Source organism: Salinisphaera orenii subsp. orenii MK-B5 (assembly GCF_003788635.1).
Classification (GTDB): domain Bacteria; phylum Pseudomonadota; class Gammaproteobacteria; order Nevskiales; family Salinisphaeraceae; genus Salinisphaera; species Salinisphaera orenii.
On the sequence record NZ_AYKH01000042.1, the window covers coordinates 111,528 to 124,283 of the forward strand.

At 64.2% G+C, this 12,756-nt stretch carries 10 protein-coding genes; 4 read left to right on the top strand and 6 right to left on the bottom strand.

Going from position 1 to position 12,756, the window contains the following annotated elements; translation table 11 throughout:
• The first annotated feature begins 24 nt into the window (after positions 1 to 24).
• Entirely contained in the window at positions 25 to 2,055 is a 2,031-nt protein-coding gene (locus SAOR_RS15130) for a TonB-dependent receptor (RefSeq protein WP_123632150.1), read from the top strand.
• Between the two features lie 87 nt (positions 2,056 to 2,142).
• Here SAOR_RS15130 and SAOR_RS15135 read toward each other — a convergent pair whose 3' ends face one another.
• The 6 genes from SAOR_RS15135 to SAOR_RS15160 all read right to left on the bottom strand — a co-directional run bounded on the left by SAOR_RS15135 (position 2,143) and on the right by SAOR_RS15160 (position 9,324).
• Positions 2,143 to 3,282 (bottom strand): CaiB/BaiF CoA transferase family protein, encoded by a 1,140-nt coding sequence (locus SAOR_RS15135; protein ID WP_123632151.1) that lies wholly within the window; start codon positions 3,280 to 3,282, stop codon positions 2,143 to 2,145.
• Between the two features lie 54 nt (positions 3,283 to 3,336).
• Positions 3,337 to 5,007, bottom strand: a complete 1,671-nt coding sequence (locus SAOR_RS15140; protein ID WP_123632192.1) for a long-chain-fatty-acid--CoA ligase — start codon at positions 5,005 to 5,007, stop codon at positions 3,337 to 3,339.
• Between the two features lie 41 nt (positions 5,008 to 5,048).
• Complete coding sequence (locus tag SAOR_RS15145) at positions 5,049 to 6,197, bottom strand: acyl-CoA dehydrogenase family protein (RefSeq protein WP_123632152.1); 1,149 nt, start codon at positions 6,195 to 6,197, stop codon at positions 5,049 to 5,051.
• A gap of 42 nt (positions 6,198 to 6,239) precedes the next feature.
• Positions 6,240 to 7,553 carry a TRAP transporter large permease gene (locus SAOR_RS15150; RefSeq protein ID WP_123632153.1) on the bottom strand — a complete coding sequence of 438 codons (1,314 nt, stop codon included), beginning with the start codon at positions 7,551 to 7,553 and terminating at the stop codon, positions 6,240 to 6,242.
• 114 nt (positions 7,554 to 7,667) lie between these two features.
• Positions 7,668 to 8,174: a TRAP transporter small permease gene (locus tag SAOR_RS15155; protein ID WP_185015717.1), complete on the bottom strand. Its 507-nt coding sequence runs from the start codon at positions 8,172 to 8,174 to the stop codon at positions 7,668 to 7,670.
• Between the two features lie 43 nt (positions 8,175 to 8,217).
• Positions 8,218 to 9,324 (bottom strand): C4-dicarboxylate TRAP transporter substrate-binding protein, encoded by a 1,107-nt coding sequence (locus tag SAOR_RS15160; protein ID WP_185015718.1) that lies wholly within the window; start codon positions 9,322 to 9,324, stop codon positions 8,218 to 8,220.
• A 418-nt stretch (positions 9,325 to 9,742) separates the two neighbouring features.
• On the opposite strand from SAOR_RS15160, the gene SAOR_RS15165 reads away from it, so the two are divergent.
• The 3 genes from SAOR_RS15165 to SAOR_RS15175 are packed head-to-tail and all read left to right on the top strand — an operon-like array spanning position 9,743 to position 12,742.
• The gene (locus SAOR_RS15165; protein ID WP_123632156.1) at positions 9,743 to 10,927 is read left to right on the top strand and encodes a thiolase family protein; all 1,185 of its coding nucleotides are present in this window, start codon (positions 9,743 to 9,745) and stop codon (positions 10,925 to 10,927) included.
• 55 nt (positions 10,928 to 10,982) lie between these two features.
• Positions 10,983 to 11,741 carry an SDR family NAD(P)-dependent oxidoreductase gene (locus SAOR_RS15170; protein WP_221180027.1) on the top strand — a complete coding sequence of 253 codons (759 nt, stop codon included), beginning with the start codon at positions 10,983 to 10,985 and terminating at the stop codon, positions 11,739 to 11,741.
• Complete coding sequence (locus SAOR_RS15175; protein ID WP_185015719.1) at positions 11,738 to 12,742, top strand: NAD(P)H-dependent flavin oxidoreductase; 1,005 nt, start codon at positions 11,738 to 11,740, stop codon at positions 12,740 to 12,742. The genes SAOR_RS15170 and SAOR_RS15175 overlap by 4 nt, the downstream gene beginning before the upstream one ends.
• Positions 12,743 to 12,756 lie beyond the last annotated feature (14 nt).

Here is a 12,756-nt window from a genome sequence, read left to right on the forward strand (position 1 = left end):
CGCATCACGACGAGCTTCAACACCATGCGTTATCTGTCTTTTCTCGCATGCGCGACCGGCGCCTGCGCGTTCGGTCTGTGCACTCCCGTTTCGGCCCAGAACGACAACGACGCCCCGGAATCGGCCGGGAGTCTGGGCGCCATCTCCGTCGAGGCCCTGGCCTTTGATGACCGCAGCCCCGACCAGGCCATCGAACCCGCGGCCGTGGTCGGCGGCCGCGAACTGATCCGCAAACGCGGCCAGACGCTCGGCCAGAGCCTGGCCGAGACCCCCGGCATCAGCACCGCCGACTTCGGCGCCGGCGTCGGCCGGCCGGTGATCCGCGGCCTGTCCGGCGCCCGCGTTCGGGTACAGGAAAACGGCATGTCCTCGGCCGATGTCTCCACGCTGAGCCAGGACCACGCCGTGTCGATCGACCCCTACGCCGCACGCCAGATCGAGGTTCTCAAGGGCCCCTCGACCCTGCTCTACGGCTCCGGCGCCATCGGCGGCGTGGTCAACGTGGTCACCGATCGCATACCGCGCCGGGCGCCCGACGGCCTTGAGGGCAGCGCCGACCTGGAGCGCGGTTTGGGCGGCGGCGGCACGCGGCTCCAGCGGCTGGACGTCACCGGCGGGCTGGGCGACTGGGCGGTGAACCTCCAGGGCCTCAAGCGTCTGACCGACGATTACGAGGCCGACGACGGCCGCCGCATCGACAACAGCTACACCGATACCGACACCTACAGTCTGGGCAGTTCCTACGCCGGCGACTGGGGCTATGTCGGCGGTGCCGCCAGCCACTTCGGCCGCGAGTACGGCATTCCGGGCGAGGCGGCGCGCATCCGCATGACCCAGGACCACTACGACCTCGCCGGCGAGGTCTACGACGTCGCTCCCGGCATCACGCGGCTCGAGTTCTCCGGCGCCTACACGGACTATCTGCACACCGAGGGCGAGGCCGAACCGGAAGCGTTCTTCGACAATCGGGAGACCGAGGCGCGCGTGGCCGCCGAGCATGCCCCGATCGCGGGCTTCACCGGGGTGTTCGGCCTGCAGGGCTTCGACCGCGACTTCCGGGCCTACGGCGAGGAGGCGTCCTTCGTGCCGGCGACCGAGACCCGCTCGCTCGCGGCCTTTCTGGTCGAGGAGCGGCCGCTGGGCGAGGCCTGGACGATCCAGGCCGGGGGCCGCGTGGAATATCAGGAACAGGACACCCGCGCGCCCTACGACGACACCGACCACACCCCGATCAGTCTGTCGCTCGGCCTGCGCCGCGATATCGGCACGTACTACGTGCTCACGGCCAGCCTCGGCCGCTATCAGCGCGCGCCCGCCACCGAAGAGCTCTACAGCTTCGGCCCGCACGAGGCCACGCTCACCTACGAGCGCGGCGACAGCGGCTTCGACGAGGAGACCGCCGACAGCCTGGAACTGGGCTTTCGCAAGACGCGCGGACGCATGCGCTTCGACACCAGCCTGTTCTACACGGCCTACGACGACTACATCTTCGCCCGCTCCGTGGACGCCGGCCTGAACGCCGACGGCAGCGGCACGCCGGGCGGCGACGGCGTGGCCGACCGCGTCGACGAGGACGGCAACTTCACCCCGGACGGCGAGCTCCTGCTCACCGACTACGCCGCCGCGGACGCCACCTTCTACGGCGGCGAGGCCGAGATCGGCTACGACCTGCTGACCGGAACGCACCGGCTCACCGCGCGCGTGTTCGGCGACTACGTGCGGGGCGAGCTGGACGACCGCGGCGACCTCCCACGGATCACGCCCGGGCGCTACGGCGCCGGCCTGGACTACGACGGCCCCCGATGGCTCGCCAACGTCGAAGCCCTGCGGGCGAGCCATCAGGGCCGCGTCGCCGAGCTCGAGGAGGAGACCGCGGGCTACACCGACCTCAGCGCGTTCGTCGGCTACCGGATCGCCTCATCGGACGACACCGAGGCCATGGTCTATCTGCGCGGCGACAATCTGCTGGACGACGAGATCGTGCGCCACACCTCGTTCCTCCGCATCGCCCAGCCCGGCCGGAGCCTGCTCGCCGGCCTTCACGTGGAATTCTAGCTCGGCGCCTCTCGGGCCCGGATGCGGCCGGGCCCGGGCGGCCCGCGCGTGTCACCAGTGCATGATATATCGATGGCGGATCGTCGATCAGCCGGCTACGACGCCGGACGCATACAGTGCGTCACGCTCGGCTTGCCCGTATCCCAGCTCACGCAGCAGATCGCGCGTGTCCGCACCTGCCGCGCGAGCAGGAAACGCCACTTCAGGGCGGGTCCGGCTCAATTTCGGGGCCGGCGCCGGCGCCGGCGCCGCCCCGCGCTCCTGCGTCAGGAAGGTCCCGCGCGCCACATTATGCGGATGCGCCGGGGCCTCATCCATCGCCAGTACCGGCGCGAAACAGACATCCGTGCCTTCCATAATTTCGCACCACTCGTCGCGCGTCTTCTGGCGGAAGACGCGAGCCAAGGCGCGCCTCATTGCAGGCCAGTCCGACGACGACTGCCGGGCTCCCAACTCCTCCTGCAATCCGGTCTTTTCCAGTAGTAGCGCGTAGAACTGGGGTTCGATGGCGCCGATGGCCACATGGCGTCCATCCCGCGTTTTATACGTATCGTAGAACGGCGCACCGCCGTCGAGCAGGTTGGTACCGCGCTCATCCGCCCACCGCCCGCGACGGCGCATGTCATAGATCATGCCCATCAGGGCCGCCGAACCATCGGTCATGGCCGCGTCCACGACCTGACCCTGGCCCGAGCGCGCAACCTCCCAGAGCGCACACATGACGCCGAACGCCAGCATCATGCCGCCACCACCGAAGTCACCGACGAGGTTCAGCGGCGGGACCGGGCGCTCACCCGCGCGGCCCATGGCATGCAGCGCCCCACTCAGCGCGATGTAGTTGATGTCGTGGCCCGCGGCACCGGCCAGCGGGCCGGTCTGCCCCCACCCCGTCATGCGTCCGTAGACCAACCGCGGATTGCGTTCGTGACAGATCTCCGGGCCGAAGCCGAGACGCTCCGCCACCCCGGGCCGGAAGCCTTCGATCAAGGCATCGCAGCCGTCCGCCAGGGACAGCAGGATCTCTACGCCCTCGGAGGTCTTGATATCAATGGCGATCGACGCTTTCCCGCGCTCGCTGGCCGGGCGATCGCCGTCGTTGCCATCCGCTTTCGAAGGCCGCGTCACGCTGATGACGGTTGCCCCCATGTCGGCCAGCATCATGCCGCAGAACGGCGCTGGGCCCAGACCTTCGATCTCCAAAACCCGCAGTCCTTCCAGTGGTCCCATTCGCTCTCTCCCGGCCGGGCAGATCATCTGCCGCGAACCGCGGCCGTCAATCGATCAGGACGCCAGCCGCTCGGCCATGCGTGTTTGCACATCCTTCCATTGAATCTTGCCGGTACCCGAGCGCGGCAAGGCATCAACGAACTCGACCCGAGTCGGCACTTTATAGGCCGCCATTCGACTCCGACACCATTCCCGTACAGCGTCGGCGCCATTACCCGCCTCGTGGCCCGGCTTGAGCACCAGCGCCGCGACCGGCGTTTCGCCACGGCGAGGGTCGGCGATACCGACCACGCAGGCCTCCTGAACGGCCTCGTGTTCGTAGAGAATCGACTCGACCTCGGTCGGCCATACCTTGAAACCCGAGGCGTTGATCATGCGCTTGAGCCGATCGACCATGCAGAAATAGCCGTCCTCGTCGATCAGGGCCAGATCGCCGGTGCGCAGAAACCGCTTGCCGTCGACGTTCATGAACGATTCGGCATTGGCCTCCGGCGCGTGCCAGTACGACAGCATCACCTGAGGCCCGTGCAGAATCAGCTCGCCCGGCTCGCCGGGCGCCACCGGCGCCAGGGTGTCGCAGTCAATGATTCGCGCATCCACATCGAACGTCGGCACCCCCAGACACTGGCGTTTGCCGCGCTGAACCGGATTGCCGAGCACGAAAGCAGCGGTCTCGGTCATGCCATAGGCTTCGTTGAACACGATCCCGTAATCGTCATATAACCGTCTCGCCACGGCTTCCGGCATGGCAGCGCCGCCACCCATCAATAGATAGAGACTGCTGATGTCGGCGTCCTCGACCGCCGGCTGAGCGAAGAAATCCGTGATCATTGCCGGGGGCGCCGACCAGCAGGTGACGCGATAACGTTCGATGAGCGTCAGGGCGACTTCGCGATCCCAGCGCTGCATCAGCACCATCGTGGATCCAACATAGATCGGCACGTTCATGCCGCCCTGCATGCCGAGAAAATGGAAAAGAGGCGCAACCGCCAGATTGACATCGCTGGGCTTCGTATCACGCCACAGCGCCGAGCCCGAACACGCTGCCATCACGGTCGCGTGCGTATGCAAACAGCCTTTCGGGCGACCGGTGGTTCCGGAGGTATAGCCCAGCACCGCCCAGCTGTCCGGACCGGCCCCCGTCGCCGCCGGCGAATACCCGTCATTCAATGCCTCGTTCCATGACGTGACGCCCGCGACGTTAACGGGCTCGACGTCCGCGGTGACGTCGTCCGGCAGCATCAGATCCGTCGGCGTTGTCTGATATTCCGCGTAGGCGTGACGAATCACGCGGGACAGACGTCCGTCGTCGAGCAGCGGCACCACGCGCTCGTAGAGCTCCTGCGCCACCAGCGCAATCCGTGCCTGGCTATCATCGACGAGCTCGGCAACCTCGCGGGCCAGGTACATCGGATTCGCCGGAACCACCACACCGCCGGCTCGCAGCACCGCATAGTAGGCGATCACCAGTTGCGGACAGTTCTGCGAATAGATCAGCACGCGATCACCGACTTCGAGACCGCACGCCTGCTGCAGATAGCCCGCCATCGCCGTCACGGTGCGATCGAGCTGAGCGTAGGTCATTACGCTGTCGTAGAACACAATGGCCGGCTTGTCGGGGTATCGACGCGCCGAAATCTCGAGATTCTCGTCGAGCGTCGTCTGCGGCCGCGTCAAAGAATAAGGCAGGCCGCTGGGCCAGAAACGGTAGTGCGAAGTCTGCATGAGGCTATTTCTCTCCGGTCTCCAGGCGCACCGGTTATCGCCTAGTCGAGCGTGCGGGCGACCAGCTCTTTCATGATCTCGTTCGAGCCGCCATAGATCTTGCCCACGCGTGCATTCGCGTACATGCGGGCAATCGGATATTCCATGATATAGCCGTAGCCGCCGTGCAGCTGCAGGCACTCGTCGACGACTTCGCAGTTCTTCTGGGTCGTCCACCACTTGGCCATGGCGGCCGTGGCCGAATCGAGCTCGCCGGCAAGCAGGCGTACCATGCACTGATCCACGAAGGTCGTGGCGATCGTGGCCACCGTCTTGCACTCGGCCAGCTTGAAACGCGTGTTCTGAAAATCCGACAGGTTCTGGCCGAAGACCTTGCGGCTGTGTACATAGTCGCTGGTCAGTTCGATCGCACGGTGCATCGAGGCCTGGGCCGACAGAGCGATGATCATGCGCTCCTGGGGCAGCTGTTGCATGAGTTGCGCGAAGCCGTCGCCTTCCTTCGGGCCCAGCAGGTTGGCCCGCGGCACACGCACATCGTCGAAGAACAATTCCGCGGTGTCCTGCGCCTTCTGACCGAGCTTTTCCAGAATGCGTCCGCGCCGAAAGCCGGGCAGATCCGTGGTCTCGACCATCACCAGCGAAATACCCTTGGCGCCGCGCTCGGGATCGGTCTTGGCAACCACGCAGATCAAGTCGGCGTGGTATCCATTGGTGATAAAGGTCTTCGCGCCATTGATGACAAAGTCGTCACCGTCGGCCACGGCCTTCGTACGCACGCTTTTCAGATCGGAGCCCACGCCGGGCTCGGACATGGCGATGGCGGCAACCATCTCGCCGCTGGCCATCCGCGGCAGCCAGCGTCGTTTCTGCTCTTCGGTACCGTAGGAGAGGATGTAATGCGACACGATGCCGTTGTGCACGCCGATGCCGAAATTGACCAAGGCACGATTCATCTCGATGTTGAGCACCGCCTCATGGCCGAAATGGCCACCGCCGCCCCCGTACTCTTCGGGCACGCTGGCACACAGTAGCCCCACGGCGCCGGCTTTGGACCAGGCGTCCCGATCGACGTGGCCCTGCTTTTCCCAGCGCTCCTGATGCGGAGCGAACTCGGTTTCGAAAAAACGTGCGACCGAGTCGCTGAACAGTGTCAGCTCCTCGGTCATCCAGGGGGATGTATAACCGTCCATGTCATGTCCTTAGAGTCTTGTAATTCGTCACGCGCTGCGAAACTAGCCGGCGAATGACATCTGGGGCAGCCAGAGCGCGATCTGGGGGAACAGATATAGCAGCACGAGCACAAATATCTCCGCCGCAAAGAACCAGATCAGGCCACGGAAAATCGTGTTCAGCGGCACCAGATCGCCGACCGCGCCCTTGACCACGAACGCATTCAGCCCGAGTGGCGGCGTAATGAGGCCGATCTCGATGAATTTCACGACCATGATCCCGACCCAAAGCATGTCGAAACCGGCGCTTTCGAACAGAGGCAAGAAGATCGGCAACGTCAGCAACAACAGTCCCAGTGGATCGAGGAACATGCCGAGTACGATATAAATCAGTCCCGCCACGAACATGAGCATCAGCGGACTCGTACCGCTGCCACCGGCCAGATCGGCCACCATGAAAGGCAGACCGGTAAGCGCGAGAAAGCGCGTGAAAAGCGTGGCGCCGACGGCGATGAAAAAGATCATGCCGGTGCTGCGGGCGCTTTCCACGAGGCTGTCCTTGAGCACCTTGAAGGAGAGCCGGCGCATGCCCGCAGCAATCGCCAGCGAGGCGATGCAGCCGATTGCCGCGGCCTCGGTCGCGGTTGCGATCCCCGCATAGATCACGCCCACCACTGCCAGAATCAGCAACGGCAGCGGCCAGACTTCGCCGAGCACGGCCAGCCGATCCGACCAGCTGATCGATTCGTCGCTCTTGGGAGCGAGGCGCTTGTCGAAACGACAGCGCACGATGATCATCGCGCCATAGACGCAGGCGGTCAGAAGTCCCGGCAGCAGGCCAGCGAGCAAGAGCTGTCCCACCGGTTGCTGGGCAAACAGGCCATAGAGCACGAGCATGATGCTGGGCGGGATCATGGAGCCAAGCGTTCCCGACGCCGCCACGACTGCGCTCGATAACGCCGGCTGATAACCGGCCTTGAGCATCTCCGGAATCGCAAGCCGGCCCATCGCCGCAGCGGTCGCGAGCGACGAGCCCGATGCCGCTGCAAAACCGGCGGAGGCGAAGTTGGTGGCCACCGCGAGCCCGCCGGGCAACCCCGACAACCAGAGCCGCGCGGCGCGATAGATGCTGGCCGCCAGCCCGGCATGAAAACTGATCGCCCCCATGAGGATGAACAGCGGTATCGCCGACAGTTCCCAACTCGTGACAAAGGCGAACGACATGCTTTCGGCCGAGCCGAGCATCGCGCCGAAACCCCGCAGATAGTACAGCCCGCATAGCGCCACGGCCCCGAGTGCCACGCCGATCGGTACGCGTAGAGCAAGCAGGGCCAGTAACGCGGCCACACCGATTATGCCTACTGTTTCCGGCGCCATTACCCACACTCCCGGGCGGTCGTTCGTAAAGCGTTAACGCAGGGCTTGTCCGGCCGCTGGCGAACGCAAGAGTCCCGTATCGCAGCCATGCGCCACATCAATGCCGTTCTATAGCTACGCGGATTCGGCATCCCGATCCCGCGCCCGACCGCCCAGCAAACGGGCGATCTGAAGGCCGACAACCAGCGCCATACCCAGCACGCCGAAAAAGAACACCCAACGCATCGGCCAGGTCGGCAGATCGAACAGATACAGATCCTGATACTCGCCTCTGCGATATGCGCCCATGGCGCCCTGCAGACAGGCCCACCCCAGTACGGCGAGATAAATCAAGGTCAGAACGGCCGCCATGCCATCCATCAGACGCCGCCAGAGCGGGGTCAGCCGTTGCGTAAAGACTTCCACAATCACGTGTTCCCCGGCCGCGGCCACTGCAGCCAGCGGAAGGACCGTTACCGCGACCATGTAGTAGTACTTCACGATTTCGATCGTGCCGTAGAGCGGCGCATTGAACAGATACTTGCTCGCCACGTCGGCGCCGATATGGATGGCCATGGCAGCCAATGCCAAGCTGGCCACGAACACGAGCAGACGGCGCAGCCCATCGATCAGATGCGTCATCGACAGTACTCCGGGATCCATGCGATCAGGAGGCGCTGACCGTCTAGAACTCGACCTTTGAATAGATCCGCTCGTTGATTGCCTCGACGAGCTTTTCATTGTCGCCGTCGGCTTTCTCGACAATCCGCTCCCACTTGTCGAGCCGCGTCAGGTAGTCGTCGACGAGCTGTTCCGGATTGTTCACACCCCGCTTTTCGGCCAGCGCGGCCACGCGCTCACGTTCCTTGGCCAGGTACTTGTCGTAGCTGGTTTTCAGCGGCTCGCCCGGCTCGACGAACGTCACCCCACTGTTTCGGGCGGTTTCAAATGCTTCGGCCGCGTCATTGGCGTAGCCGCGCGAGACATTGACGATCGCCTGGGCCGCATTGCGCTTGAACAGCTCACGCTGCTCCGGAGTCAATGCCTGCCAGCGCTGCGTATTCATGTTGATGAAGCTTGCACCCATGAAAGTGCCCATCGGCATGTCGACGATATAATCGACGACATCGGCCAGCCCGTAGCTCTTGAGATAAGCGGCGCCCGCAAAAGCGCAGTCGGCCTGCCCACGACTGAGCGCTTCATAGGTTTCCGAGGTGGCAATACTCACCGGCGTCGCGCCGAAATGTGCCGCCAGCCCGTTCCAGGCCGTGGCCGACTTGATCCGCTTGCCGCGTATCGAGGCCAGATCGGAGACCGCGCTGTTGCACATCAAGTAGTACGGCGAGGTCGAATAGAAGGCGATCGGCTTGGCGCCGGCCTGCTTCCACTCCTCCAGACATTGAGGACAATGAAGCAGCACTGTTTCCGTCATGGCCGCCGCTGCACTGACCTCGTTGTCAGCGAACAGGGCGAGCTCGTTGAGCGTCGCTTCGGTAGGCAGAGTGCTGGGTATATAGACATCCACGACCAGCCCCATATCCACCGTCCCGTTGCGGATGCCGGTGAGCGTGTTGCTGCTACCCACCATCGTTCCATCCGACAGCAGGCGAAATTGCAGCTCGCCGTCGCTTTGCTCCTCGAGTGCCTCGAAGTAAGGCTCGAGACCGTCTACATGGAAGGTATGAGACCGGGGCACATAGCTGCCATAGACGAAATTCTCCGCTGCGTGAACGGAAACCGCAGCGATACAGCCGACAAGAATCAGCCCCGCGTATCCGATCTTCGTGAACAAACGCCTCATCGCTCTCCTCCTGATGCATCGATGGCCGCTCGCCTTGATGCTGGTTAGGGCTGGCCCGTTACACCGGGCTGCCATGGTTTTAATTGTTGTCGCCGACCGGCCTGCGCGATCGTTTTAAGTGTCCGTGCCGCACGTAGTAGCCGCCTTTATGTATACCGTATACAGAGTTCAAGGCGTACATCAACCGCTTTATCTCGCGCTTGTCGTTCTGGGCGGTGCCACCGTCTGCGCTCGTCAAGGTCGTCACGCTAGCGACCGGTTATTGGTATAGAAACATTACTTGCTTGTCGATTACAAGTATATAAATTATAGTCGCAGCCATTAGGGCATACGCATCGCCGCGGACCGCTTTGCCGAGCCGGACTCTGCTCGGCATCTCCGACACCACTCCCTGCAAGGAGGCTTCAGCATGCACCACGAGGCCGTCATCGTTGACGCAATCCGCACACCGATGGCCAAGGGCAAGGCCAGCGGTCGACTTGCCGGCACGCACCCCGTTGAGCTGCTGTCGACCGCTCTGGCCGCGGTGACCGACCGCAATCAACTGGATCCCGCGTTGATCGACGACATCCTGATCGGCTGCGTGGGCCAGGTCGGCGAACAATCGGCCACACCCGGCCGAATGGCGGCGCTGGCCGCCGGCTTTCCCGAGCATGTGCCCTCGACGACGATCGATCGCAAATGCGGCTCCAGCCAGCAAGCGGTCCACTTCGCGGCTCAGGGCATCATGGCGGGAGCCTACGACATCACGATCGCCGGCGGCCTGGAATCGATGAGCCGCGTACCGCTCGGCATGGCCCGCCAAGACAAGGACCCCTTCGGCCCCTCCGTCGGCGAGCGTTACGACCCCGGGCTGGTCGGCCAGGGAATCTCTGCGGAACTTGTCGCAGCACGCTGGGGTTTATCGCGCCGCGAGCTCGACGAGTACTCGGCGCGTTCGCATCAACGCGCGGAGGAGACCCGTGCCGGGGGCGGTTTCGATCGCGAAATCGTTCCCGTGGCAACCGAAAGCGGGCTTTTCGACGCCGACGAGACGATCCGGCCGGGCACTACGGCGGACGCTCTCGCCGAGCTGACACCCGCTTTCGAGAGCGCCGAATTTCAGGCGCGCTTCCCGGATATCGGCTGGCATATCACGGCCGGCAACTCGTCCCAGATCACCGACGGCGCGAGCGTGATGCTGATCATGAGCCGCGCGAAAGCAGAGGAACTAGGGCTGAAACCGCGCGCGCGTTTCATCGCCTTCGACGTCTGCGGCGACGACCCGCTACTGATGCTCACCGGCCCGATTCAGGGAACACGACGCGTACTGGCTAAGGCGGGCATGCAGATTGGTGGCATCGATCACTACGAAGTCAACGAAGCGTTCGCTCCCGTGCCACTCGCATGGCAACGCGAATTCGACGCCGACGATACACGCCTCAATCCGCGCGGTGGCGCCATCGCACTCGGCCATCCCCTGGGTGCCTCGGGTGCGCGGCTGATGACGACAATGCTGCACGCGCTCGAGGACAGCAACGGACGTTTCGGACTGCAGACCATGTGCGAAGCCGGCGGCATGGCCAACGCCACCATCATCGAACGGCTCGACTGACGTCGCCGCAAAGCGCCCGAACAACTTAAAACGCAGGGAGACGCAACAAGTGAAAATGCAGAACATGAGCGCAGTCGTCACCGGCGGCGCCTCCGGCCTGGGGCTTGCCAGCGCCCACCAGCTGATTGCCGACGGGGCCCATGTCGTCGTTTGCGACATCAACGACGAGGTCGGTGAACAGGCCGTGGCCCAGCTCGGCGATCGGGCGTGCTTTGTGCACGCAGATGTGACCGATACCGATCAGATGAACGCGGCTTTCGATAGCGCCGAGACGCTCGGCAGCTTGCGCGCGGTCGTGCACTGCGCCGGCCGCGGCGCGCCGTTGCGATTAGTCAACAAGGACGGCTCCCCCGGCTCGCTCGAGACATTCGAAGCGATCGTCAGGCTCAACGTCATCGGCAGCTTCAACGTCCTGCGCCTTGCGGCCACGCGCATGGCCCAGAACGAACCAATCGACGACGAACGCGGCGTATGCGTTCTCACAGCCTCGATCGCCGCTTTCGAGGGCCAGATCGGACAGATCCCATACAGCAGCTCGAAGGCCGGCGTGGTCGGCATGACGCTGGTTGCCGCTCGCGATCTGGCGAGCAAGCAGATCCGTGTATGCACCATCGCACCCGGGCTGTTCGATACGCCGCTGCTCGCCAATCTATCGGAGCCCGTACGCGAGTCGCTGGGCAGTGCCGTGCCGAACCCGTCGCGTCTGGGCAAGGCCGAGGAGTTCGCGAACCTGGCCGCCCACATCGTGGCCAATCCGATGCTCAACGGCGAAACCATACGGCTCGACGGGGCACTGCGGATGGCACCGCGATGACCAACCCGCAACAATCGGCCACGACACATGCCGGAGGCGCGCTGCCCGGCATGCTCAACGACACACTCGCACTGCCAGCGGTCGCGGCACCCATGTTCATCCTCTCCGGCCCCGAGCTGGTCATCGCGCAGTGCAAGGCCGGTGTGGTGGGCTCCTTTCCGGCACTTAACGCCCGCCCCGAATCGGAGCTCGCCATCTGGCTGACACGCATCGAAGACGCCCTGGAGCAGGCGCGCACCGAAGATCCCTCGGCCCGGATCGCGCCCTATGCGGTCAACCTGATCTGTCATCCGAGCAATGAGAGACTCGAGCACGATCTGGCGATCTGTGCCGAGCACGAAGTACCGATCGTGATCACGAGCCTCAGCGCGCCGGAGCGCGTGGTGCCGAGCGTGCACGCCTATGGCGGCCTGGTGTTTCATGATGTGATCAGCACGCGCCATGCGCACAAGGCGATTGCCGCCGGGGTCGACGGATTGATTCTGGTATCCGCTGGCGCCGGCGGTCATGCCGGCACGCTCAGCCCGTTCGCCTTCGTTTCCGAGGTCCGTTCTTTTTTCGACGGACCGATCCTGCTGTCCGGCGCAATCACCCAGGGGCGTCAAATACTGGCTGCCCGGGCGCTCGGCGCCGACCTGGCCTATCTCGGAAGCTTTTTCATCACCGCCCGAGAAGCCAACGCGGCGTCTGATTATCAACAGATGGTTCTAAACGCCGAAGCCGCTGATATCGTCTATACTGATTTGTTTTCCGGGGTTCATGCCAACTATCTAGCACCGAGCATTCGCGCGGCCGGGCTGGACCCGGTCGATCTTCCGGCCGGCGACAAAGCGCAGCTCAGGGTGGCTGAACACGGCACCAAACAGATCAAGGCCTGGCGCGACGTCTGGAGTGCGGGCCACGGGGTGGGCACCATCATCGAGACCGCTCCTGCCAATGTATTGATCGAGAGGCTGATCGACGAATACCGGCAGGCCCTGAGCGAGGTCCGCGCGCTATAGCAGAAACCGAGCAG

Excerpts from the sequence above, each read along its gene's own strand:
- SAOR_RS15130 (WP_123632150.1), top strand. The coding sequence starts at position 25 with ATGCGTTATCTGTCTTTTCTCGCATGCGCGACCGGCGCCTGCGCGTTC.
- SAOR_RS15135 (WP_123632151.1), bottom strand. The coding sequence starts at position 3,282 with ATGGGACCACTGGAAGGACTGCGGGTTTTGGAGATCGAAGGTCTGGGC.
- SAOR_RS15140 (WP_123632192.1), bottom strand. The coding sequence starts at position 5,007 with ATGCAGACTTCGCACTACCGTTTCTGGCCCAGCGGCCTGCCTTATTCT.
- SAOR_RS15145 (WP_123632152.1), bottom strand. The coding sequence starts at position 6,197 with ATGGACGGTTATACATCCCCCTGGATGACCGAGGAGCTGACACTGTTC.
- SAOR_RS15150 (WP_123632153.1), bottom strand. The coding sequence starts at position 7,553 with ATGGCGCCGGAAACAGTAGGCATAATCGGTGTGGCCGCGTTACTGGCC.
- SAOR_RS15155 (WP_185015717.1), bottom strand. The coding sequence starts at position 8,174 with ATGACGCATCTGATCGATGGGCTGCGCCGTCTGCTCGTGTTCGTGGCC.
- SAOR_RS15165 (WP_123632156.1), top strand. The coding sequence starts at position 9,743 with ATGCACCACGAGGCCGTCATCGTTGACGCAATCCGCACACCGATGGCC.
- SAOR_RS15170 (WP_221180027.1), top strand. The coding sequence starts at position 10,983 with ATGCAGAACATGAGCGCAGTCGTCACCGGCGGCGCCTCCGGCCTGGGG.
- SAOR_RS15175 (WP_185015719.1), top strand. The coding sequence starts at position 11,738 with ATGACCAACCCGCAACAATCGGCCACGACACATGCCGGAGGCGCGCTG.